This is a genomic window from Paenibacillus ottowii (genome assembly GCF_006874425.1).
In the GTDB taxonomy this organism is placed as follows: Bacteria; Bacillota; Bacilli; order Paenibacillales; family Paenibacillaceae; genus Paenibacillus; species Paenibacillus ottowii.
This window is the reverse complement of record NZ_VIJZ01000004.1, coordinates 359,684-381,329: the sequence shown is the minus strand read 5'-3', so window position 1 is coordinate 381,329 and position 21,646 is coordinate 359,684. Positions and strand designations below refer to the sequence as shown.

The window sequence follows — 21,646 nt, the reverse complement described above, 5'->3', positions numbered from 1 at the left end:
GGCCTCCGATCCCTTTATTTCACTTTACCTTTTAATTTATATACATACGCCAGCACTTCGGCAACAGCCTGAAAAAGATCAGCTGGTATCGCATCCCCGATTTCGGCTCTTTGAAACAGCGCCCGCGCTAGCGGCTTGTTTTCCATCGTAATAACGCCGTTTTGCTTGGCAATTTCCTTAATTCGGAGCGCGACATAGTCTTGTCCTTTCGCAATAATCTGCGGCGCTTCCATCTCCGAACCATCATATTTCAAAGCCACAGCAAAGTGCGTAGGGTTGGTGATGATGACATCTGCATTAGGAACCTCCTGCATCATACGCTGCATAGCCATACGGCGCTGGCGCTCGCGGATTTTCCCTTTGATCAGCGGGTCACCCTCCATTTTTTTGTATTCATCCTTAATGTCCTGTTTGGACATTTTCAGATTTTTCTCGTGCTCAAAACGTTGATACATATAATCCAATATCGCTAAAATGAACAGCACCACACCAATTTTGAGTCCTAGTTCCATTGTTAATGAAGCTGTAAAACTCAACATCTGGTCGCCGGACATCTCAGCTAGTTTGGGGAGGTCAGCCTTTGTTTTCCAAAGTACGCTGTACACCAGATAGCCAATTACGGTCATTTTTAAAACAGATTTTAGGAATTCAACCAATGACCTCATGGAAAAAATGTTTTTAAAGCCTTTAATCGGGTCAATCTTGCTAAACTTGGGTGTAATGCCCTCACCGGTTAATAAAAAACCGATTTGCATGTAATTCGCTGCGATCCCGATGACAATAGCACCCACAAAAATGGGAGCCAGCATAATCAAGATTTGTACACCATACTCACCCATCATCAGTAGCGTTGTATTCGGTGTTACTTCCATAGAAAGGCGATTCATAAAAATATCCCGAAACAAGCGGACCGCATGATCCTTAAAATACCCGCCGAAAATCATGAGGCAAAAAAACGTAACCAGCAGGACACCAGCAGCGGGCAACTCCATGCTCTTGGCAACCTGCCCTTTTTGTCTTGCATCCTGTTTCTTTTTGGGTGTAGCTTTTTCCGTTTTTTCCCCTGAGAACAACTGCAGGTTCATAGCATATTTAAATGACAAACTACGTTCCTCCAGACCAGACATTAAGGACGATTACCCATAATATCCAACAAGTTGCGCATGGATTCGAACATCACAGAAAACAATCTTTCGAATATAAAAGCAAAACCTGGCATGAGAAGCATTAACATGAATAATCCCACAATAATTTTAAGCGGCACACCAATGACAAAAATATTAAATTGCGGTGCTGTTTTAGCTAAAAATCCAAGTCCCACATCCGTTAAAAAGGTAGCTACTACAATGGGAGCAGCAATTTGAAAGGCCAGCATAAAAGATTCCGCAAAGGAACGTACCAGGAATTCAGTTACACTGCCACCATACAGCTTTATAAAAAAATCATTTGTCAGCGGTATCCAATCATAACTGTATAAGATAGCATTTAGCAGATGATGGTGCCCGTTGATGCTCAAAAAGAACAAAACAGCTATAGCGAATTTGAAATTACCCGTTAGAGGCGTTGAGGCCCCTGTCATTGGATCAAATACACTGGCCATTCCGAACCCCACCTGTAGGTCTATAAATGAACCTGCGGTTTGAATCGCTGTCATGAACAGATATGCAGTAAACCCCAGCAACAACCCAATCAGCACCTCACGGCCTACTAACAGCACATACGCTACATCCGTCGGCACCTGTTGATGCGTACCATAAGTAAGGTACACGACCAAAGCTAGAAAACCTGAAATCCCGACCTTAAAGATATTAGGTACCCCTCGGGTTGAAAAAATAGGCGCTACTACAAAAAACGAGGTAATCCGACAAAAAATCAGCAAAAAAACAGGAAAACTCTGCAACAATATGTTCATAACTTTCAGCCTAACCTATATATTTGTACAAATTGTCCAGAATGTTATACGTAAAGTCTACTAATGTGGCCAATATCCAAGGCCCAAACAATAGCAATGCCAGCAATACGGCGACAATCTTCGGAACAAAGGCCAGTGTCTGCTCCTGAATCTGAGTTGTCGCTTGAAAAATACTGATGATCAAACCCACGACTAGCCCCAAAATCAGCATCGGAGCACTCACCTTGAGTACAATGTACACCGCTTGCCCAGCCAGGGATATAATAAACTCCGAAGTCATTGCCGTCCTCCTTGATTGCTGTCCTTGCAGAAAGTATTCATGTATTAAAACTTAGTAGTAATGATTTGACGACCAAATACCAACCATCTACAAGTACGAAAAGCAGTATTTTGAAAGGAAGCGAAATCATTACCGGCGGTAGCATCATCATCCCCATAGCCATAAGTGTACTGGACACTACTATGTCTATAACTAAAAAGGGTATGAAAACCATAAAGCCCATCTGAAATGCCGTTTTCAACTCGCTGATTGCATAAGCCGGAACCATCACCGTTAAAGGAATATCTTGATAATTCTTTGGTTTTTCCATCTTGGTGTATTTCATAAAAAGCAGTAGATCCTTCTCACGTGTATGAGAGAACATAAAAGTTTTCATTGGTACCGATGCCTTATCCAGTGCCTGAGATTGTGTTATATCCCCCTTGAGATACGGCTGAAGCGCAGTTTCGTTCATAGCTGAGAAGGTCGGTGCCATAATAAATAAGGTGAGAAACAAGGCCAGTCCAACAAGCACCTGATTGGGCGGCATCTGCTGAGTTCCCAGTGAAGTTCTCACAAAGCCAAGTACAATCACGATACGCGTAAAACTTGTCATCAGTACCAGCAATGCAGGCGCTACACTAATGACAGTAATAAGTAAAATAATAGACAGCGAGGTGGCACCGGGCTGTCCTTTGTCCGAATTGCCGACTTGAATATCAATGTTCGGAATCGGTTCCGCAGAGGCCGCCGTCACCGAAATGAAGCTGAACAAGACAAGCAGCAAACATGCTAGTATAATCTTTTTTCTCATGAATCTCCCGACCGATCTGTAGTATTCTCCTCATTGCGCAGCTTTTCAAGTTTGTCCTTGCGGTTCGGCATCTGCCGAAGCTTGGATTCAAACATCTCATGAAAAGACGTCTCCTCTTCAGGTTGCTGCTGCTGTGCCGCGTTGTTCCGGCGAAGCTTATCCGCAATTTTAGCGAATAGCGGGGCAATCGGGCCGCGCTGCAGGGAAGCTTCCTGCTCCAGTGCGGCCAAAATTTGCTCCACTTCTTCAGGATCGGACACTTTGTCAACAAGCCGGATATCTTCTCCCACACCAATGAGGTACACACTGCTACCAACTTCAACAAGCTGAAGGGATTTATTGGGGCCAAGCCCCACGCCTCCCAGTATGCGAACGGAGCGGTTGCTGAACCAGCTCTGATTTCTTTTACTCAAAAACCGTATCAAGTACACGATCAGTACGATGATAAAGATTAGCACGAAAAGGACCCAGGCAATGTTTCCTATATTGCTGGATGTACTCAAAGCGTCAGAGGCACCCTGTTGTGTATCCATACTGAATGCGCCTTACACACCCAGTGTTTTGTTGATGGCTTCGATAACCCGATCCGATTGGAATGGCTTAACGATAAAATCTTTTGCTCCAGCTTGAATGGCATCAATAACCATAGCTTGCTGACCCATCGCGGAACACATGATAACCTTGGCATTCGGGTCAATTTGTTTGATTTCCTTCAGAGCGGCAATGCCGTCCATTTCAGGCATCGTGATATCCATCGTAATCAGGTCCGGACGAAGCTCCTTGAATTTTTCAATGGCCTGTGATCCATCCTGGGCCTCTCCTACTACTTCAAATCCATTTTTGGACAGGATGTCCCGAATCATCATTCTCATAAATGCAGCATCGTCCACGATCAAAATACGGTTTGCCATCTGAAATAAATCCTCCCTAAATTATCCTTTTATTGTATTTTTTGAATTCGGTCCCATTGGCTTACAATATCCGTTACACGCACGCCAAAGTTCTCGTCAATTACGACAACCTCGCCCTTGGCAATCAGTTTGTTGTTAACCATAATGTCTACCGGCTCCCCGGCAAGCTTGTCCAATTCAATAATTGAACCTTGTGAGAGCTCCAGAATATCTTTAATTTGCTTTTGGGTCCTTCCTAATTCTACGGTGACTCTAAGGGGAATGTCCATCAATAAATTTAAATTGTTTTCATCCACCTGCGGAAATCCACCGGACTGCAAGTTAGAGAATTGTACAGGCTGCACATTTACATTACGTCCCGGCGGTACAGCCCCGTAATGATGAGGCGTTCCATAAGGCGCTTGCGGCGGTACACCTGCTGGCATTCCATAACCCGGCGTTCCATACCCTGGAGCGCCCTGCTGCCCGTATCCCGGGTCTTGAGGATACATTGGCGGTTGTTGTCCATAGCCTGCATCTTGCGGCGCCTGCGCGGCTGCAGGCGGCTGTTGGTAGGCTGGTGCAGACGGCGGCTGCGGAGTGCTAGCCTGTTTCGGCGCTTCGGGAGCAGACGTTGCAGCTGCCTGCTGTGCGGACGATTGCGGTTGCTCGTCATCCTCTCCGCCATTCATTAAGATGCTCACCATTTTTTTGGCGAAATTAACAGGTAACAGTTGCATCAATGTAGAATCGATCAGATCTCCAATCAATAACCGGAAGGATACGGTAATCAGCGTTTCTTCATCTGGCAGGCTGGATACTCCATCACCGTGCAGAGGGTCCAATATATCAATTCCCGGTGGAGAGATATTAACAAAACGATTAAACATGGTAGACATGGAGGTCGCAGATGATCCCATCATTTGGTTCATCGCTTCCTGCACAGCACTGATGTGAATTTCATTCAATTCTTCATCTGCCGGGTTTCCTCCACCACCAAGCATTAAATCTGCTATAACCTGCGCATCACGCTTTTTAATTACAAGCGAGTTAATGCCTTCAAATCCATCGACGTAATTCACATGCACGGCTACGTGCGGCTTTGGAAATGCAGTTTCAAATTCAGAACGTGTAATAATTGAAACCTTAGGTGTCGTAATATCCACCTTTTGACCGAGCAGTGTGGAAAGAGCCGTAGCTGCGCTGCCGAACGTTATATTACCGATTTCTCCGAGAGCATCCTGCTCCAGAGAAGTCAGAAAATCGTCAACGGTCTTGCCTGCGGGAGTAGAATCCGTCCCCGCTTCAGACTGTTTCAGCAAGGCATCAATTTCCTCCTGGGACAAATAGTCTTTACTCGTCAATTTCTTCAACTCCTTCGTTGACAATTTCATCAATTTGTACGGCAACACGATCTCTTACCATGCCGGGACTTCCCATAAACTTCAATTTCTCGCCTACCCGGATGGATAGTCCTTCTTTGACAGGCTTGTTCAATGAAATGACATCTCCTACCGAAAGGCCCAAAAACTCGGCTACATTTATCCGGGATTCACCCAACTCCGCAATAATAGGGAGTTCTGCTTTGGTGACCCGTAATCTCAAGGCGTCAATCTCTTCAGGCGCCCTTGATTTCTTTTCGGATGTAAACCACTGGTGCGTGGACAGTCTGGCCATAATAGGTTCCAATACCACGTGCGGAATACAGAGGTTAATCATCCCCGTGGTATCACCAATTTTGGTGCTAAGCGAAATCAGAGCAATCGTCTCATTCGGCGAAACAATCTGCATGAACTGCGGATTCGTTTCCATAGCCTCTAGGCGTGGTTCAATATCCAGTACCGTTTTCCAAGCCTCTTGCAGGCTATCAAAGGTACGGCTGAAAATTCGCTCCATGATCGTCGTCTCGATTTCGGTCAATGCGGTAACCTTGGTTGGTGCCGAACCTGTTCCTCCGAGAAGCCTGTCCAGCATGGCATAAGCTACGTTCGGGTGAACCTCAAGCACCATTCGGCCTTCCAGTGGTTCAGCTTCAAAAATGTTTAGTATGGTCATTTTCGGAATGGAGCGAATGAATTCATCATATGGAAGCTGCTCCACCTGAACGACATTAATCTGGACAAAAGTACGAAGCTGTGCTGAAAAATAAGTGGTCAGATACCGTGCAAAGTTCTCGTGTATCCGCGTCAGACTTCGTATATGGTCCTTGGAAAACCTAAGCGCTCTTTTAAAATCATATGCGCGAACTTTCTTTTGGGTCTCTTCCTTTTTGAGTTCTTCCGCATCCATTTCACCGGACGAGAGAGCTGCTAAAAGGGCATCAATTTCCCCTTGTGACAGTACATCCACCAATGTTATTCACCCCCTTACGTGTTCCTGACAAAATCACCTGGAATCAAATGGCTGCCAGCAAAAAGTCTGTAATTTTGGCGTTCCCCAGGTGACCTTCAGGGAGCGACTTATTGATGAGATCCGTCAGCTTGTCACTGAACTGATCCCGGCCTTTAGCCGTTCTGAGCTCATCAGGTTTGGTGTCTGCGAGTAATTGAATAACGATCGGTTTAATACTAATGTCCTTGATTTTTTCAAACGCTTCTTTTGCTTTGGCATCGTTCAATTGAAAAGCAAGATTCATCTGCACAATGTAATCTGCATCTGCCAAATTCGTTTTGATACCGGTAATTTCAGAGCTTACTTCCACCAATTCATCTGCTGACAATCTTGGAAGTTGTTCTGCTTGAGCGGCTTGCGCATTCGGTATGACTTCCGACTTCTTCCCGCTAAGCGCTGGTATAAGTACAAAGGCCGCGCCTGCAATCAAAGTAATCGCGAGTAAAATTGTAATGAGCCATGGCAGCATCTTCTTCATTCGTCTTCCTCCATTTGTTGCACTTTTATCGTGGCGGCATGGATGCCGATTTCACGGCTGTAATCCTTGATCAAGGAGACGACATCTGCCGCTTTTTCCAATACAATCAACCGTTTCCCCGTCACCAAAGTGACGTATGTATCCGGTGTTTCCTCCACAGTCTCAATGAGCAGCGCATTAAGCCACATAGGCGAGCCGTTCAGCCGCGTTAACGGGATCATCGTAACACCAACCTCCTGATAGGTGCGGAGGAGCCTCTACTCCTCCGCGTTTAAATGAGATTATCGTTTCAAGTTTACAACTTCCTGAAGCACTTCATCCGAAGTCGTAATGATACGTGAGTTCGCTTGGAATCCACGCTGAGCTACGATCATTTCGGTAAATTCCCCAGTCAGATCAACGTTGGACATTTCCAGCTGACCAGAGATAATAGCTCCAAGACCATTTTCATTCGCTACTCCAGGCTCAATTGCATCGATATTTGAGTTGACCGTAGTACGGTACAAGCTTCCACCGATTTTTTCCAATCCTTCTGGGTTTGTGACTTTTGCTAATGCAATTTGCGTGCCGTTGTCAACTGTTCCGTCATCCAATTGTTGTACAATTGTGCCATTCTGTTGAATGGAGAATGATGTCACATTGTCAGCAAGTGTGATTGGATCGCCACCTAAACTTGTTACGAAAAATCCATCGGAAGTAACCAGATTCCGGTTTGCGTCTACGTGAAAATCACCCGCACGAGTCAGATAAGGAACATCCTGTGCATCGCTCATTTTCACCAGGAAGAAGCCGTCACCGTTAATCCGCAAATCCGTTGGATTGTTCGTAGTCATTGCACTACCTGGAAGATGCATCGTATCAATTGAGCTGACGGACACCCCTAGACCAACCTGCTTGGCATTTTGACCTGCAGTTGTCGTAGCATCAGGTGCACTTGCGCCCGAGCTGGTTTGGCTCAAAATATCCTTGAACATCACTCGGCTGGACTTAAAGCCTGTAGTATTTACGTTTGCAATGTTGTTACCGATAACGTCCAGCTTTGTTTGAAAGCCCTTCATGCCCGATACACCTGAATACATTGATCTCAACATTGAGTATAAATCCTCCTCTGATTGGTTGCTTAGTTGACCGCATCAGTCGATCCGCGGCTTTTATGATGGCTTTCCTGATTCGGGCCAGCCATTTCGTATTATTTTTATGAAATAATTACAGCACTATCTATCTGCGTAAATACGTTATCCTCCATGGACTGCTTGTCCATCGCAGTAACAACTGTTCGATTAGGCACACTAACAATCAAGGCCATATCTTGCATTAAAATTAAAGATTCTTTGGCACCTTTGGCAGCAGCCTTATCCACAGCAGAGTTGATTTTTTCCATTTGGTCACTTTTCAATTCTATTCCCCGCTGTTCCAGCCGCTTGGCAGCATGATTGCTGAGCTTGAGCACCTGTTCCTGCAACACCTGACCGAACGGTTTGGTATCCTTTGTTACCGAATTTACTCGGTTTTGAGTGACCGCTGCCGGAGGAACGTTGGTAGGAAAAAGGCGTCCGACCGTTATCCTGTCATTCATGAATTCTCACCGCTTCCAGTGGAGGAAGAAGATGGAGTATCTGAAGTACCTGACGTCTCTGTAGCGGGAGCCGTTGTGCTGGCCTGGCTTACCGATGTTACATCTTTTAATGCCACCTCAGCCGCCCCCATTTTGGCATACTGCACACCGTCGCGAACAACGATGGAATCTACGATTCCACTTTTTACAGTACCTGCGCCTGCTTCACCTGTAAGGGGATCCTTTTTACCTGGCTCAATCCAGCTGACTTCTTTTCCGATCAAACCGGAAGCTGTCCCCAAAGACTGTCCCAAAGCAGTCAACTGCGTAGAAATGTTCATCAGTTGTTCCACCGAGGAAAACTGTGCCATTTGGGCGACAAATTCTTTATCCTCCAAAGGCTGCATGGGATCCTGATTTTGTAACTGAGTGATCAAAATTTTTAGAAATTGATCTTTCCCCATCGTTTTCGTATCCTTGGCACTTGCTGTTTTAACATTATTTACATTGTAGTTCGGCCAGACGTTACTGGTGGATACATTGTTGTCTGTAGTCGTCATTGTGTTCTCACCTCCATCATTACGCTTGTGCTGTAAAGGAGCCTGTCCGATTCAAGTCATCTGCACGTTGTTCTGCTGTCCAGTTACGAAGCTCTTCTGTCATTTCAGCTACCTTCAGAGCATCCTCGCTCTCTTCTCTGCCTCGAGCTTTAGAACGTTGGTTAGATTGCTGCTGCTGATTAGCTCCAGAACCGCGGCCATCCTGATACATATGAGAGGATAGCGACTCATTGTGCGTTACTTCTACTTTATCTACCTGGATGCCTTGGTTTTGAAGGCTTGCACGCAACTGCGACATTTGCTGTTCCAGCAAATCCTTCGCCCCGCTGTGTTCAGTCATGAACTGTGCAACCAAATGCCCATTTTGCATCGTCAGCTTAACCTCCAGCTGGCCCAGATGATCTGGACGAAGCATGATGGTCGCTTCTGTCAAACCCGTGTGCTTTACAATATCAAGCTTCTGCACTACAAACTCAGTCATTTCCTTGGCAAATTGCCGTACATGTACGACGGGTTGAGCTGGAGCCGAAGGTGTAGTTCCTTGTGTTTGCACCGAAAGCTGCCCTGCAGTTGTGATCACCGGAGTCTGATTATCAGTTGTCGCCGGATCCGCTTGCTCAGCTGCATCTACAAATGTACCTGCTTCATCCGCTGCAGTCGTTTTAACTGCGGACTGAACGAGAAGATTCGTTGATGAACGTTGTCCTTCTGCGCCTTGCTGACTCGTTTCACCCTGACTTGCTTGCTGCTGAGGAGCAACCTGTTTATTTGTAGAAGTTACAGTTAATGTCTGAGCACCATTTGCCCGTTGTGCAGAAGGCTGAACCGCTCGAGAATTCCCACGATCAGCAAGTTCCACAGCTTTCATTACCCCATTCCACTGTTCATCGGGAATAGCCCCCATCCCAGCCGTTGCGCTTTGAAGCGATTGTAGTAACTGTGTCACCTTAGCCTTTTGGTCGCCCGAAGCCTGCTCTGCTACATTTGCAAGTTGTGATAAAGCGTCCTGTAGTGCAAACCGAAGAGTTGCAGGATTAGCTGCCAAGGCTGTTAAGCCTGTAGCCTCAGTTGTTTCCACGCCGCCTGCTTGTTGATTTGTTCCATTGCCTTGCAAAAACTGTTGCACTTGCTGAATCCACGATTGCAAAGTTGCAAGCAGAGCAGGATCAGCAACTACCTGATCATCCAGCTTTTCGAGATTTTGCAGCAGAGGAGCCAAGGTTTCAACCAGCGGCTCGGTTGGAGCTTCCGTAGATTCTCCGTTTGCAATAAGCGGCAGCACCATAACTAATGAAGAACCATTTGAATCTGTTCCTGCTGAGCCCGTTTGCCCGCCTGTCATCATTTGTGTCAGTGTTTGATTAAAAGCACCTGTGGTTGCTCCAGCAGCCGTGGTTGTACTCGCTGTTGATGCTGTCGTACCGCTAGCTGTTTGACTAGAGCTAAGAGATACACTTTGAGAAATCAGGGTCATATTTTTTTCACCTCCCTTCAATTCGAACTACTTACTGCCCATCAGTTTATTCAAGATTTTCGCGGTCTGGCCTGCATCCTTGGCAGACATGTTTTGCAGTAAAGAAGCACGTGTCGAATCATCTACTGTATTTAATATGTTTAATGCCTTATCCGGACTGATTTTGTATGTTTGTAAAATAAGTTCGGCACCACTTTTCTTGTCCATCGACGCAAATGTACTGCTGATTTGAGTGCTTTGCAGACTTTTACTCTTCGTTCCGGCGGTAGCTCCTTGATCCTTTTTCAGACGGGACTGCAACGCAGCTACCGATAAATCCGTAGACGGCGTTACGTTTTTCAGAGCCATCGTAATATCCGCTGCTTTTTTAGCATCCATCTTTTGCAAAATCTTCGCACTGTTAGCAGGGTCCATGTAGCTCAATAGCTGCACAGTCTCTTCCGTAGTCAGGTTCTCCATGATCGGTGCCGCTTTACTTGCCGTCATTCCTTCATACATGCTGGCAAGTTCTCTGGTCTGTTTTACATAAGGATCTTCATTTGTTGTTCCACCTGTAGTTTGCGTACCTGCTTGCCCTTGCTGGCTGATCTGTCCCTGTTGACCCGTCTGCGACTGTTGTCCCTGTTGCGTTTGCAGCGTGTTGACCTGATTCTGAAGTTCAGTAACCTTCTTATCCTGTGTCGTCTTAGCTGTGGTAGCCTTTTTGAGTTCTTCCGTCTGCTTGGCCAAATCTGCTTTTAACTGCTGAATGGTTGCTTCAGAACTTTCAGACTGTGCCTTCTGATCAGCCTCTTTTGTTTGGCTCGCTTTGTCCTTTGGTTCAGGTATCCAATTTTTAACAACTGGAATTTTACTCCCTAACGAAATCATTTCACTTCTGAAGTCCATATTGAACAATGTAAGCAGGACCCCGACCAGAACAATTGTGAAAACAATCGGAATCAGGAAAAACAAAAACCGTTCAAATCCACCGCCTGATTCTTTTTCTAAATCCATATCCAGTTCATTATCTGCTAACTTCTGTGCCATCGTCTTCCTCCTCAGGCAGCTGATATGCGTATCCTATGACGTTCCGCTTACCGGGCTTTCATGGCAAATCGCACGGAAGCCATTTCATCCAGCTCATTCTGCTCGCGCAGGAGCATTTCCTGTTGGAATTTCACGTTGGCCTTCTCTCTTGCTTTCAGCCAAACTTGTTCATCCAGCATTTTATCGGTCAAAACGGTTTGTTTGCTTTGCACATTTTGCTGCGCATATTGAACATCCCTATGCTTGCGTGTAATACATTGATCCAGATGATTGACATAAGCCTGTAATTCCTGAATGCTAGAGAGTGGCGCGCAATCTTCGGCAGCCTTTTGAATGGCTGATATGACCCGATTCCTTTCGCCTATAAGCTGTGTTAATGTCTGCTCCTCAGCCTGCAATTGTCCAACTGCACTGGAAAGCATCCATTCAGCCTGTGACTTTTCGTTCGTTTTCAAGTCTACAACTTTTTGAAAGGAATACTGAAATCTCATCGTTCAACCTTCATCTCCTCGTAAATTCAGAAATCAAACGTTCCCGTACCTCGTCCAGCTCGGCCTTTTCATCTGTTCTTTGTCTTGTAAAATCCCATATATCCCGTATGCGCTCCATAGATTCGTCAATTTCTGCATTCGAGCCCTGTTGATAAGCCCCAATATTAATGAGGTCCTCTGAATCTTTGTAAATGGCCATCAAGCGCTTAATATTTTCGGCCGCTTCTATCTGATCTCTGGGTGCAATGTCCTTCATGACCCGACTAATACTTGCTAACACATCAATTGCGGGAAAATGTCCTTTGTTTGCAATCCCACGGTTCAAGACAATGTGTCCATCCAATATCCCACGCACCGCATCCGCGATCGGCTCGTTCATGTCGTCACCATCAACCAGCACTGTATAAAATGCGGTTATGGAGCCAGTAGGACCTGTCCCTGCACGTTCCAGCAGCTTAGGCAGACTAGCAAACACAGAAGGTGTGTATCCTCTCATCGCTGGCGGCTCCCCTACCGCTAAACCAACTTCACGCTGGGCCATCGCATACCGGGTAACTGAATCCATCATCAGCATGACATTCAACCCGCGATCCCGGAAATATTCCGCTATCGTCGTTGCAATAAGTGCACCCTTAATGCGGATCAACGCCGGTTGGTCGGAAGTGGCCACAATAACTACAGAGCGTTCTAGTCCCTCTGGGCCCAAATCACGTTCAATAAAATCCAGCACCTCGCGCCCACGTTCTCCGATCAAGGCAATTACGTTCACATCTGCTTCCGTATTACGGGCAATCATACCCATTAAAGTACTCTTACCTACACCTGAGCCTGCAAAAATACCAACCCGTTGTCCTTTACCAATCGTAAGCAATCCGTCAATTGCACGTACTCCGATACTAATGGGTTCCTGCACACGCGGACGATTCAGTGGATTAGACGGGATATTGAAAGTTGAATATCTCGCCATTCGCGAGGGAATCAGTGAACCGTCCAAAGGCTGACCCAAACCATCCAGCACTTTGCCTAACAGCTCCGATCCAACCTGTACATTCAGCGGCTTCCCTGTTCCTACAACATCACAACCAGGACCAATGGATTGTAGTTCCCCAAGTGGCATCAGAAGCACTTTATTGTCTCTGAAGCCAACAACCTCTGCCTGCAATGGCTTTGCCACTTTGCCGGGATAAATATAACAAACATCCCCGATACTGGCGTCAGGACCTTCCGATTCAACCATCAAGCCGATAACCTGTGTAACCTTGCCATTCACCCGAACCGGGTCCAGCTGTCGCAAATGATCCATGTAGCGCTGCGCGTTAAGCCCCTTCATGTCTTCGCTCCTCATTTTCATGTGCTAGACGCAGCAGTTCTTTTTTAATCTCAGCTAATTGCGTATCGATTCGCGCATCCACGCTTCCAAAGGAAGAACGGATAACGCAACCGCGATCTTTTACGGTGCCATCCGGAATAATTTGCAGTTCTGCCTGCGAATCGACAGATAACGACAATTCTTCCCGTGCACCTTGCACAAATGCGAAATGCTGAGGCGATACACACAGTGTAATGATTCCTTTTTCTCGCTTACGAGCCAAATTTTTACGAATTAACTCAATCGTATATTCCGGCTCAAGACTGAGCTGTTTTTCAATAACCTTCTCGGCAATTGCACTGCTCAGTTCAACCAGAAAGGGCTCGGCTTCCTGAATCAGTTGTTCCTTAATCTCATAGGCCTGACGCAGAATATCTTGTGCTTCTTCCATCATCTGCTCCGATTTCGTCTGAAGCTCGGCTTCGGCCAACTTCTGGCCTTCTTCATATCCTTGTTGAAATCCATCTGCTTTTATCGACTGAATCAACTGATCGTCATGCTCGCGTCGTTCCTGCCACCAATCTTCAATCTGCTGTTGTGCTTCCTGAAGCATTCGTTCCGCTTCTTCAGCCGCCTCGCGTACCTGACGTTCGGCAAAGTCCTTAGCATCATTCAGCATTTCATCTCGGAGCCGTTCTGCCTCATAATCTCGCTTGGGTTCTGGCTCCGTATATTCGGTTGAAATTTCTTCATCTGTCGTTTCTGGCACATATGTATGTGCCACATCAATCGTTTTCAAAGCCTCTACAGGCACATATTGGAAAGATTTAATCAAGTTAGACAATGATGTCATCTCCTCCGCCGCGTGCGATTATAATCTCACCGGCCTCTTCCAATCTGCGGATCGTTGATACGATACGTGTTTGTGCTTCTTCCACATCACGCAGCCGCACCGGTCCCATGTACTCCATTTCCTCTTTGAAGGTTTCTGCCATACGTTTCGACATATTTCGGAAAATTACATCGCGAACTTCTTCACTGGACACTTTAAGCGCCAATTGCAAGTCTGCATTGTCGATGTCGCGGATAATGCGTTGAATGGACCGGTTGTCCACATTGACGATATCCTCGAATACGAACATTCTTTTCTTGATTTCCTCAGCCAGTTCAGGATCTTGAATTTCAAGCGAGTCGAGAATTGTACGCTCGGTTCCACGGTCTACACCGTTCAAAATCTGAACGATAGACTCGATCCCGCCTGCATTCGTGTAATCCTGCGTCGCAGTTGCCGAGAGCTTTTGCTCCAATACTCGTTCCACTTGAGAGATGACTTCCGGAGATGTACTGTCCATGACAGCAACGCGCCGGGCCACATCCGCCTGCTTTTCCTGTGGCAGGGACGATAGAATTGCCGCTGCTTGCTCAAACTGCAAGTATGAAAGCACGAGAGCAATAGTTTGCGGATTCTCATTCTGTATAAAATTCAATATTTGGTTCGGATCAGCCTTACGAGCAAAATCGAAAGGTCTCACCTGTAATGTCGCCGTCAAACGGTTAATGACCTCAACTGCTTTTTGCGATCCGAGCGCTTTCTCCAATATTTCTTTGGCGTAATTAATACCGCCTTGGGAAATGTACTCCTGAGCCAGACAAATTTGATGAAACTCGGCCATAATGGAGTCTTTTTCAATGGCATCGACCTTCCGTACATTAGCAATTTCCAATGTAAGTTGCTCGATCTCTTCATCACGCAAATGCTTGAATATTTGAGCAGATACTTCTGGCCCCATTGTGATCAGAAGAATAGCTGCTTTCTGTCTTCCCGTTAAACCTTGACTGCTTGCCTTTGCCAATGAACTCACCTCTATTCGTCAGCCAGCCATGTACGAAGCAGATTGACGAATTCGTCGGGTTTCTTTTTCGCCAGACTTTCAAGCTGTTTACGCACTTGACTTTCATTTGTCACACTTTCCATCGTAATGGACGGGAATTCCGTCGGCGTTGGCATCAGTTGCAATTCTTCATCCAACTCTTCTTCCTGATTACGACGACTGCGTACGATGAAGAAGATTACACCCGCCAACAGTGCCAGAACTGCAGCTCCGATGCCCCACATCCACGGGTTGGAAGCTGAGAAGAATGTATTGGTACTCGTAGGCGCCGGAGCAGCTTGCGAGAATACTGAAACCTTTTTAGCCAAATCTGCGTCTGTAAAAGTAGTACCGGAATTCGCCAGCGATGCTCTTACAATATTAACCAAAATATTTTGAATTGCTGTCTGAGTTGCAGTATCCAACGTTTGCTGACCTGTTGGTGGTTCAACTGCTACATTAATGGTTAAATCTTTTACAGTGTACGGACTTTGGATTATATCCCTTGCAATCCGGTTAACTTCGTAGTTAATCGTACTTGAGCTCTTATCCGAGCTGGTATTGCCGGAATTGGCTCCCCCAGGGTAACCCGGGACATCCTGCGTTCCTGTCCCTGCAACTCCTCCGGTTTGTCCACTACTACCCGTATAACTTTCCTGAATTTGTTGGGCACTGATTTCAATACCCTTCATTTTCGTTTGGTCAACAGGTGTGACCATTTGTTCCTTGGATGTTACTTTGTCGAAATTCAGTTGGGACATAACCAGCACGTTTACCTTGTCGTCTCCAACAATTTTCGACAAAAATTGTTGAACATTGTTCCTTACATCGCTCTCAAACTTCTTCTGTAGAGCCATGTTTTCCTGAACACCACTCGTGAGTCCACCTTGGCCGCCCTTGGCCGTTGGAATCAACTCATATTCCTTATTGGTGATCGTAATGTTTTCTACTGGCAAATTCGGCACAGCCGTTTTTACCAGGTTAAAATATCCGTCGATTGCCTGCTGATTGGGAGTAAAGCCAGGTTCGAATTCCATTTGAATCGAAGCAGAGGCTTTGTCCTTTTCTTCAAGTCCGGCAAAAATGTTTTCCTTTGGCATATTAATGACAACCTTGGAGCTTTGGACACCATCCATCCGTTCCAACAGTTGCTGTACTTCGCCGTTCAATGCGTTGTTGTACTTCACATTGAACTCGTTCTCCGTCATGCCAATGGCCGATGAGGACTGATCAAAGGCACTCATGCCAATTGACCCCTTCTGAATCAGGCCTTGAGACCCAACATCTACTTTCGCCTTGTCCGCGTTTGCAGTTGGGACTGAAATTTGTGTTCCACCAGCGTTAAGCTGATACGGTATACCCGCAGAATCGAGATATTTAATGACTCCGGCAGCATCATTTGCATTTAAATCCCGGAAGGCCACTTCATACTCGGTTTTGGTAAACTGCATCGTTAGCACTACAATGGCGATTATGATGAATGCTAATGTCGAAACAAGTAATATCTTCTGTTTTTTGCTGAAATTATTCCAATAACCGGAAATCTTATCCCGATATTGGGCGATTCTCTCGTTCACTCCGTCACCCCATCCGAAACTTTGCTAAACCCTCACTTTACATCTGTGTACGCATGATCTCCTGATAGGCTTCGATCGCTTTGTTTCGGACCTGTGTAGTAAGCTGCAGGGAAAGCAGCGCTTGTTGTGAAGTGATCATGACCTGATCCACATCAACTTTGCCTGCCATGAATTGGTCGGACATCTGGTGTGTAGCGGCTTCCTGCTGCCCTACTTCATTGAGAGCATCCTTTAGGAAGGAACCAAAATCCTTCAAGGATTCGGAAGGCGTCGCTTTCGTCAACTCATTGTTAGGCGATTGAATCTGCTGTATTACCGGTGTCTGTACATTAAACATGGCGTTCTGAATCATGTTTTACTCTCCCTATTAAGTAGTTAGTAGTCCTAAAACTTAGCGACCGATTTCAAGCGCTTTGGAAACCATCGCCTTTGAAGCATTCAGGGCTGTTACATTGGCTTCGTATGAGCGTGTTGCGGAAATCATGTCGACCATTTCTTTCATAATGTCTACATTAGGCATATATACATAGCCATCTTTATCAGCGTCCGGGTGACCCGGATTGTACACTGGCTTCAAAGGTGACTGATCTTCCTGAATTTGAGCAACCTTAACGCCAGCGGCGCTTGTACTGCTTCCTTCCATTTGAGCCTTCAAAACATCGGCAAAGCCAGATTGGTTCGGCTCCAGAACAACCGTTTTTCTTCGATATGGAATTGCTTGTCCATTCTCCACCTTCGCCCGAGTTGTCTCTGCGTTGGCGATGTTGCTCGATATAACGTCCATCCGCAACCGTTGGGCCGTAAGAGCAGACGCACTTATATCAAAACCGTTGTTGATCTTCACCTGGTCCTATCTCCCTTCTACCGCTGTTCTCATCATTTTGATTCGATCATTAATTTCTTGGATGTAGGTATTATATCTTAGTTGATTTTCAGCCATAAGACTCATTTCTCTGTCTATATCTACGTTATTCATGTTGTTATTCATGACCGAGTACCCATCTTTGATGACCGTGGCATCAGGAATGGAGTTCACAGGTCCTATTTGAAAATGTCTTGAATTGGTTACCTTTCCACGCAGTGGTGTGACATCACCGTCCATTTGCTGCTGAAGCAGTTCTTCAAATGAAACCTCCGAACGCTTAAAATACGGAGTGTCCGCATTGGAAATATTATCAGCCATTACACGTTGTCTAGTATTGGCTGCTTGTACACCTGCTTGAAGCTTTTGAAAGCTTAGATCACCCAGCAGATTCATTTAGCTCCTCCCTCCAGCGTCTACTACAAAGTAAGATTCAATAAAACAAGATTTTTCACTTTTTTTCGACAATAAAATTTCATAATTATACATTTCTTTTAGGTCTTAAGTAGAAAATCTTAACTTTCTGTCATATATTCTAAGTTTCGTAGAGTTGGGACCTAATTACAATAAGAAAAAAGCCCTATCTTTTTTAAAAAAGAGGGCTTTAGATGCATAAATTGTTAAATTTTTCAGGTTTTTTTCAAGAAAATGAATGTTTTCTTAGCACTTTACACCTGTAATAGATTATACGTCCTACTTTTGGAATAGACAGAAAAATCATCAACTTAACCTGTATCTAGGACTAAACGACGGTGCAAGATAGTGTTATTCTGGACCTCACACCCTATTTTTAGACACTCAGTTCATAAAATATACTGACTAAGGTCCCTGTTTTGGGCAATATCTCCCAGCTTCTCACGCACATACTCCGGTGTAATGATCATACGATCCAATGTAAGCTCCGGGGCCTCAAATGACAGGTCCTCCAGCAGCTTCTCTAAGATGGTATGCAAACGCCGGGCACCAATATTTTCAGTGTTGCGGTTAACAGACTCGGCAATACTGGCAATCTCACGGATCGCTTCCGCAGAAAATTCGACTTCTATTTCCTCGGTACGGAGCAATTCGGTGTATTGCTTGGTCAGCGCATTTTTAGGTTCCGTCAATATCGACACAAACTCATCCAAGGTCAAACTACTTAGTTCCACCCGGATGGGGAAACGGCCTTGAAGCTCGGGGATCAGATCTGATGGTTTAGCTACATGAAAAGCCCCTGCAGCAATAAACAGAATGTAGTCTGTTCTTACTGGGCCGTATTTAGTCATAATGGTAGAGCCCTCGACAATAGGTAAAATATCTCGCTGGACTCCTTCTCTCGACACATCTGGCCCGCTTCCCTTGCCTTGGCTGGCAATCTTATCTATTTCATCAATAAAGATAATACCGGATTGCTCAGCACGCTTTACAGACTCCTGAATCACATCATCCATATCGATCAACTTGGCTGCTTCATCTTGAATCAGTACCTTGCGAGCCTCCTTGATGGGTAGCTTGCGCTTCTTCGTCCGCTTGGGCAGAAAACTTCCGAACATCTCCTGCATATTCATACCCATTTGTTCATTCCCTTGCCCGGCAAACATATCGAGCATATTGGGTGCGGTATCCTCCACATCAATCTCTATAACATCATCCTCAAGCTTACCGGACAACAGATCAAATTTAACCTTGCGTCGCTTCTCTGCCAACGTTCCGTCCTGTTGTGTTGGTTCTTCTTCTACCGAAGGGCCTGTGTTATTGCCAAACAGCATTTCAAAGGGATTGCGTTGTGATTTATTCGACTTTTCTGCAGGTACAAGGATGTTGACAATCCGTTCATTGGCCATATCCTCCGCTTTGTCTTTTACATTCTCTGTTCGTTCCGACTTGACGATACGGATAGAGGTTTCCATCAGATCACGCACCATGGATTCCACATCACGACCGACGTAACCCACTTCTGTAAATTTGGTCGCCTCCACCTTGACAAAAGGAGCCCCTACAAGCCGCGCAAGTCTGCGGGCAATTTCAGTTTTACCTACACCTGTCGGTCCGATCATCAAAATATTTTTAGGCACAATTTCATCCCGAATATCATCCGGTAGCTTACTACGACGATAGCGGTTGCGCAAGGCAACAGCCACAGATTTTTTAGCTTCCTTTTGTCCGACAATATACTTATCCAGCTCGGATACCACTTGTCTGGGCGTCAACGATTGATTATTCATTTTGCATTCCTCCACCCTTGAATACTCAGAGCCGACTTACAATTCTTCTACGATAATCTGACTGTTCGTATACACACATATTTCTGAAGCAACCTCTAGCGCTTCCCGTGCCATGTCCTTTGCTTCCATACCATCGCCATGACGTTTGAAAGCACGGGCAGCTGCCAATGCAAAGTTACCACCTGAGCCAATGGCCAGCACATCATCGTCTGGTTCAATAATTTCTCCGCCTCCAGAAATGAGCAGCATCCCGGTTGTATCCATCACAATCATCAACGCTTCCAACTTGCGTAAGACACGATCCTGCCGCCAGTCCTTGGCCAGTTCTACAGCAGCCCGTTGAAGATTTCCATGATGTTCCTCCAGCTTATTTTCAAACTTTTCAAACAATGTGATAGCATCGGCCACCGAACCCGCAAATCCCGCCACGACCTGACCACGATACAATCTACGTACTTTTTTAGCCGTTTGCTTCATCACAACACTGTTGCCAAACGTTACCTGCCCATCACCCGCAATAGCTCCTTTGCCATTATGGCGTACAGCACAGATGGTGGTAGCATGAAAGGACATATCCATAACGCGCTCCTCCTTTTCCTTCATCCTTATGCCTGTACTTCTGTTGACATAACTCCCGTTTGGTTGATATAAGCACGCAAACTTTCCAACGCACGATTAGCAAGAGCTTCATTCTTTTCCTTTTTGTTACGGATGCGTGTCTCCAGCTTCGGAAGCAGACCAAAGTTTGCATTCATCGGTTGGAAATGTTTGAAATCAGCCGTTGTAATATAGCGTGCCATACTGCCTAGTGTCGTTTCCGCAGGAAATACAAACATTTCCTGACCACGTGCTGCTCGTGCCGCATTTATACCAGCCAGTAGTCCCGAAGCCGCCGACTCTACATAACCCTCAACACCAGTCATTTGTCCGGCAAAGAACAGATTACTTCTTCCCTTGAACTGATAGGTTGGGTGAAGCTGTTGTGGAGAATTAATAAAGGTATTGCGATGCATCACGCCGTAACGTACAAACTCTGCCTCTTCGAGACCCGGAATCATTGAAAACACACGCTTTTGCTCTCCCCATTTGAGGTGAGTCTGGAAACCAACCAGATTATATAGCGTACCTGCAGCATTATCTTGTCGAAGCTGAACAACTGCATAGGGTAGTTCTCCTGTATGTGGATTTACCAAACCAACAGGTTTCATCGGTCCGAACAATGCCGTTTGTTTCCCACGCTGCATCATCACTTCGATCGGCATACATCCTTCGAAGTAAATTTCTTTTTCGAACTCCTTGACTTGTGCCACCTCAGCAGTAATCAAAGCCTCATAAAAAGCATCAAATTCTGCTTCGCTCATCGGACAATTCAAGTAAGCTGCTTCTCCTTTATCATAACGGGAAGCCAGATACACCTTGCTCATATCGATGGAGTCCTTTTCTACAATCGGAGCAGCCGCGTCGTAGAAATAAAAATACTCCTCTCCCATCAGCGTTTTGATCTGTTCTGACAAAGCAGGAGAAGTTAAGGGTCCCGTTGCAACGACCACGATACCATCCTGCGGGAGTTCCTGCAGTTCTTCATTAACGACCTCGATCAAAGGATGTTGATGAAGCGTATCTGTAATATGACCGGAAAATCCATCACGATCCACTGCCAATGCTCCACCCGCCGGAACAGCATGACGATCTGCCGCACTCAGAACCAAAGAGTTTAGCATTCTCATCTCTTCCTTCAGTACGCCTACTGCATTTGTCAGACCGTTCGCTCGTAAGGAATTACTGCATACTAATTCGGCAAATTTATCTGTATGATGTGCGGGTGTTTTTACAACCGGTCTCATTTCATATAACTTAACTGGCACTCCACTGCTTGCAATTTGCCAGGCAGCTTCGCTACCCGCCAAACCTGCTCCGATGACCGTTACCTTCTGTAGTTCACTCACTTTTTAAATCCCCCTGCTATCTTT

General features: G+C 45.7%; 26 protein-coding genes. All 26 read right to left on the bottom strand.

Going from position 1 to position 21,646, the window contains the following annotated elements:
• Nucleotides 1-14: 14 nt before the first annotated feature.
• On the bottom strand, nt 15-1,127 hold the full coding sequence (gene flhB, locus FKV70_RS11935) for a flagellar biosynthesis protein FlhB (RefSeq protein ID WP_064798101.1): 1,113 nt from the start codon (nt 1,125-1,127) through the stop codon (nt 15-17).
• Nucleotides 1,127-1,912 carry a flagellar biosynthetic protein FliR gene (fliR, locus tag FKV70_RS11930; protein WP_063208927.1) on the bottom strand — a complete coding sequence of 262 codons (786 nt, stop codon included), beginning with the start codon at nt 1,910-1,912 and terminating at the stop codon, nt 1,127-1,129. The genes flhB and fliR overlap by 1 nt, the downstream gene beginning before the upstream one ends.
• Before the next feature lie 10 nt (nt 1,913-1,922).
• Entirely contained in the window at nt 1,923-2,192 is a 270-nt protein-coding gene (gene fliQ / locus FKV70_RS11925; protein ID WP_142612963.1) for a flagellar biosynthesis protein FliQ, read from the bottom strand.
• A 37-nt stretch (nt 2,193-2,229) separates the two neighbouring features.
• Entirely contained in the window at nt 2,230-2,985 is a 756-nt protein-coding gene (fliP, locus tag FKV70_RS11920; RefSeq protein WP_063208929.1) for a flagellar type III secretion system pore protein FliP, read from the bottom strand.
• On the bottom strand, nt 2,982-3,518 hold the full coding sequence (locus FKV70_RS11915; RefSeq protein WP_013370688.1) for a flagellar biosynthetic protein FliO: 537 nt from the start codon (nt 3,516-3,518) through the stop codon (nt 2,982-2,984). The genes fliP and FKV70_RS11915 overlap by 4 nt, the downstream gene beginning before the upstream one ends.
• Before the next feature lie 12 nt (nt 3,519-3,530).
• Nucleotides 3,531-3,896 (bottom strand): response regulator, encoded by a 366-nt coding sequence (locus tag FKV70_RS11910; protein WP_013370687.1) that lies wholly within the window; start codon nt 3,894-3,896, stop codon nt 3,531-3,533.
• Nucleotides 3,897-3,925: 29 nt separating this feature from the next.
• Nucleotides 3,926-5,239, bottom strand: a complete 1,314-nt coding sequence (gene fliY / locus FKV70_RS11905) for a flagellar motor switch phosphatase FliY (RefSeq protein WP_142612962.1) — start codon at nt 5,237-5,239, stop codon at nt 3,926-3,928.
• The gene (gene fliM, locus FKV70_RS11900) at nt 5,229-6,227 is read right to left on the bottom strand and encodes a flagellar motor switch protein FliM (RefSeq protein WP_013370685.1); all 999 of its coding nucleotides are present in this window, start codon (nt 6,225-6,227) and stop codon (nt 5,229-5,231) included. The genes fliY and fliM overlap by 11 nt, the downstream gene beginning before the upstream one ends.
• A 43-nt stretch (nt 6,228-6,270) precedes the next feature.
• Nucleotides 6,271-6,744 carry a flagellar basal body-associated FliL family protein gene (locus FKV70_RS11895; protein WP_013370684.1) on the bottom strand — a complete coding sequence of 158 codons (474 nt, stop codon included), beginning with the start codon at nt 6,742-6,744 and terminating at the stop codon, nt 6,271-6,273.
• Entirely contained in the window at nt 6,741-6,965 is a 225-nt protein-coding gene (locus tag FKV70_RS11890; RefSeq protein ID WP_007430031.1) for a flagellar FlbD family protein, read from the bottom strand. Before FKV70_RS11890 ends, FKV70_RS11895 begins: the two co-directional genes overlap by 4 nt.
• A gap of 60 nt (nt 6,966-7,025) precedes the next feature.
• On the bottom strand, nt 7,026-7,835 hold the full coding sequence (flgG, locus tag FKV70_RS11885) for a flagellar basal body rod protein FlgG (RefSeq protein WP_142612961.1): 810 nt from the start codon (nt 7,833-7,835) through the stop codon (nt 7,026-7,028).
• A gap of 104 nt (nt 7,836-7,939) precedes the next feature.
• Nucleotides 7,940-8,320: a TIGR02530 family flagellar biosynthesis protein gene (locus FKV70_RS11880; protein WP_064798104.1), complete on the bottom strand. Its 381-nt coding sequence runs from the start codon at nt 8,318-8,320 to the stop codon at nt 7,940-7,942.
• Nucleotides 8,317-8,859 (bottom strand): flagellar hook capping FlgD N-terminal domain-containing protein, encoded by a 543-nt coding sequence (locus FKV70_RS11875; RefSeq protein WP_064798105.1) that lies wholly within the window; start codon nt 8,857-8,859, stop codon nt 8,317-8,319. The genes FKV70_RS11880 and FKV70_RS11875 overlap by 4 nt, the downstream gene beginning before the upstream one ends.
• Before the next feature lie 19 nt (nt 8,860-8,878).
• The gene (locus FKV70_RS11870) at nt 8,879-10,333 is read right to left on the bottom strand and encodes a flagellar hook-length control protein FliK (protein ID WP_142612960.1); all 1,455 of its coding nucleotides are present in this window, start codon (nt 10,331-10,333) and stop codon (nt 8,879-8,881) included.
• A 27-nt stretch (nt 10,334-10,360) separates the two neighbouring features.
• Entirely contained in the window at nt 10,361-11,362 is a 1,002-nt protein-coding gene (locus FKV70_RS11865; protein ID WP_142612959.1) for a magnesium transporter MgtE N-terminal domain-containing protein, read from the bottom strand.
• 47 nt (nt 11,363-11,409) lie between these two features.
• Nucleotides 11,410-11,853, bottom strand: a complete 444-nt coding sequence (gene fliJ / locus FKV70_RS11860; protein ID WP_063208944.1) for a flagellar export protein FliJ — start codon at nt 11,851-11,853, stop codon at nt 11,410-11,412.
• A gap of 10 nt (nt 11,854-11,863) precedes the next feature.
• On the bottom strand, nt 11,864-13,183 hold the full coding sequence (gene fliI / locus FKV70_RS11855) for a flagellar protein export ATPase FliI (RefSeq protein WP_142612958.1): 1,320 nt from the start codon (nt 13,181-13,183) through the stop codon (nt 11,864-11,866).
• Nucleotides 13,170-14,006: a FliH/SctL family protein gene (locus FKV70_RS11850; RefSeq protein ID WP_063208948.1), complete on the bottom strand. Its 837-nt coding sequence runs from the start codon at nt 14,004-14,006 to the stop codon at nt 13,170-13,172. Before FKV70_RS11850 ends, fliI begins: the two co-directional genes overlap by 14 nt.
• Entirely contained in the window at nt 13,999-15,015 is a 1,017-nt protein-coding gene (fliG, locus tag FKV70_RS11845) for a flagellar motor switch protein FliG (protein WP_013370674.1), read from the bottom strand. Before fliG ends, FKV70_RS11850 begins: the two co-directional genes overlap by 8 nt.
• 11 nt (nt 15,016-15,026) lie before the next feature.
• A complete protein-coding gene (gene fliF / locus FKV70_RS11840) occupies nt 15,027-16,610 on the bottom strand; it encodes a flagellar basal-body MS-ring/collar protein FliF (protein ID WP_063208958.1) in 1,584 nt (527 codons plus the stop codon).
• A gap of 37 nt (nt 16,611-16,647) precedes the next feature.
• Nucleotides 16,648-16,962, bottom strand: a complete 315-nt coding sequence (gene fliE, locus FKV70_RS11835) for a flagellar hook-basal body complex protein FliE (protein WP_007430020.1) — start codon at nt 16,960-16,962, stop codon at nt 16,648-16,650.
• Between the two features lie 39 nt (nt 16,963-17,001).
• Nucleotides 17,002-17,454 carry a flagellar basal body rod protein FlgC gene (gene flgC / locus FKV70_RS11830; protein ID WP_063208960.1) on the bottom strand — a complete coding sequence of 151 codons (453 nt, stop codon included), beginning with the start codon at nt 17,452-17,454 and terminating at the stop codon, nt 17,002-17,004.
• A gap of 6 nt (nt 17,455-17,460) precedes the next feature.
• Nucleotides 17,461-17,868: a flagellar basal body rod protein FlgB gene (gene flgB / locus FKV70_RS11825; protein WP_063208962.1), complete on the bottom strand. Its 408-nt coding sequence runs from the start codon at nt 17,866-17,868 to the stop codon at nt 17,461-17,463.
• A 407-nt stretch (nt 17,869-18,275) separates the two neighbouring features.
• Nucleotides 18,276-19,676, bottom strand: a complete 1,401-nt coding sequence (hslU, locus tag FKV70_RS11820; RefSeq protein WP_064798109.1) for an ATP-dependent protease ATPase subunit HslU — start codon at nt 19,674-19,676, stop codon at nt 18,276-18,278.
• Nucleotides 19,677-19,712: 36 nt separating this feature from the next.
• Entirely contained in the window at nt 19,713-20,255 is a 543-nt protein-coding gene (gene hslV, locus FKV70_RS11815; RefSeq protein WP_063208966.1) for an ATP-dependent protease subunit HslV, read from the bottom strand.
• Nucleotides 20,256-20,281: 26 nt separating this feature from the next.
• Nucleotides 20,282-21,622 (bottom strand): FADH(2)-oxidizing methylenetetrahydrofolate--tRNA-(uracil(54)-C(5))-methyltransferase TrmFO, encoded by a 1,341-nt coding sequence (trmFO, locus tag FKV70_RS11810; RefSeq protein WP_142612957.1) that lies wholly within the window; start codon nt 21,620-21,622, stop codon nt 20,282-20,284.
• Nucleotides 21,623-21,646: the final 24 nt, after the last annotated feature.

What these genes read in the sequence shown, in the direction of transcription:
- flgB (WP_063208962.1), bottom strand. Translation starts at nt 17,868, where the DNA reads ATGAATCTGCTGGGTGATCTAAGCTTTCAAAAGCTTCAAGCAGGTGTA.
- FKV70_RS11910 (WP_013370687.1), bottom strand. Translation starts at nt 3,896, where the DNA reads ATGGCAAACCGTATTTTGATCGTGGACGATGCTGCATTTATGAGAATG.
- FKV70_RS11880 (WP_064798104.1), bottom strand. Translation starts at nt 8,320, where the DNA reads ATGAATGACAGGATAACGGTCGGACGCCTTTTTCCTACCAACGTTCCT.
- FKV70_RS11890 (WP_007430031.1), bottom strand. Translation starts at nt 6,965, where the DNA reads ATGATCCCGTTAACGCGGCTGAACGGCTCGCCTATGTGGCTTAATGCG.
- fliE (WP_007430020.1), bottom strand. Translation starts at nt 16,962, where the DNA reads ATGATTCAGAACGCCATGTTTAATGTACAGACACCGGTAATACAGCAG.
- fliR (WP_063208927.1), bottom strand. Translation starts at nt 1,912, where the DNA reads ATGAACATATTGTTGCAGAGTTTTCCTGTTTTTTTGCTGATTTTTTGT.
- flgG (WP_142612961.1), bottom strand. Translation starts at nt 7,835, where the DNA reads ATGTTGAGATCAATGTATTCAGGTGTATCGGGCATGAAGGGCTTTCAA.
- fliI (WP_142612958.1), bottom strand. Translation starts at nt 13,183, where the DNA reads ATGAAGGGGCTTAACGCGCAGCGCTACATGGATCATTTGCGACAGCTG.
- FKV70_RS11895 (WP_013370684.1), bottom strand. Translation starts at nt 6,744, where the DNA reads ATGAAGAAGATGCTGCCATGGCTCATTACAATTTTACTCGCGATTACT.
- FKV70_RS11875 (WP_064798105.1), bottom strand. Translation starts at nt 8,859, where the DNA reads ATGACGACTACAGACAACAATGTATCCACCAGTAACGTCTGGCCGAAC.
- fliJ (WP_063208944.1), bottom strand. Translation starts at nt 11,853, where the DNA reads ATGAGATTTCAGTATTCCTTTCAAAAAGTTGTAGACTTGAAAACGAAC.
- fliQ (WP_142612963.1), bottom strand. Translation starts at nt 2,192, where the DNA reads ATGACTTCGGAGTTTATTATATCCCTGGCTGGGCAAGCGGTGTACATT.
- hslV (WP_063208966.1), bottom strand. Translation starts at nt 20,255, where the DNA reads ATGGATATGTCCTTTCATGCTACCACCATCTGTGCTGTACGCCATAAT.
- FKV70_RS11865 (WP_142612959.1), bottom strand. Translation starts at nt 11,362, where the DNA reads ATGGCACAGAAGTTAGCAGATAATGAACTGGATATGGATTTAGAAAAA.
- flhB (WP_064798101.1), bottom strand. Translation starts at nt 1,127, where the DNA reads ATGTCTGGTCTGGAGGAACGTAGTTTGTCATTTAAATATGCTATGAAC.
- FKV70_RS11870 (WP_142612960.1), bottom strand. Translation starts at nt 10,333, where the DNA reads ATGACCCTGATTTCTCAAAGTGTATCTCTTAGCTCTAGTCAAACAGCT.
- fliP (WP_063208929.1), bottom strand. Translation starts at nt 2,985, where the DNA reads ATGAGAAAAAAGATTATACTAGCATGTTTGCTGCTTGTCTTGTTCAGC.
- hslU (WP_064798109.1), bottom strand. Translation starts at nt 19,676, where the DNA reads ATGAATAATCAATCGTTGACGCCCAGACAAGTGGTATCCGAGCTGGAT.
- FKV70_RS11915 (WP_013370688.1), bottom strand. Translation starts at nt 3,518, where the DNA reads ATGGATACACAACAGGGTGCCTCTGACGCTTTGAGTACATCCAGCAAT.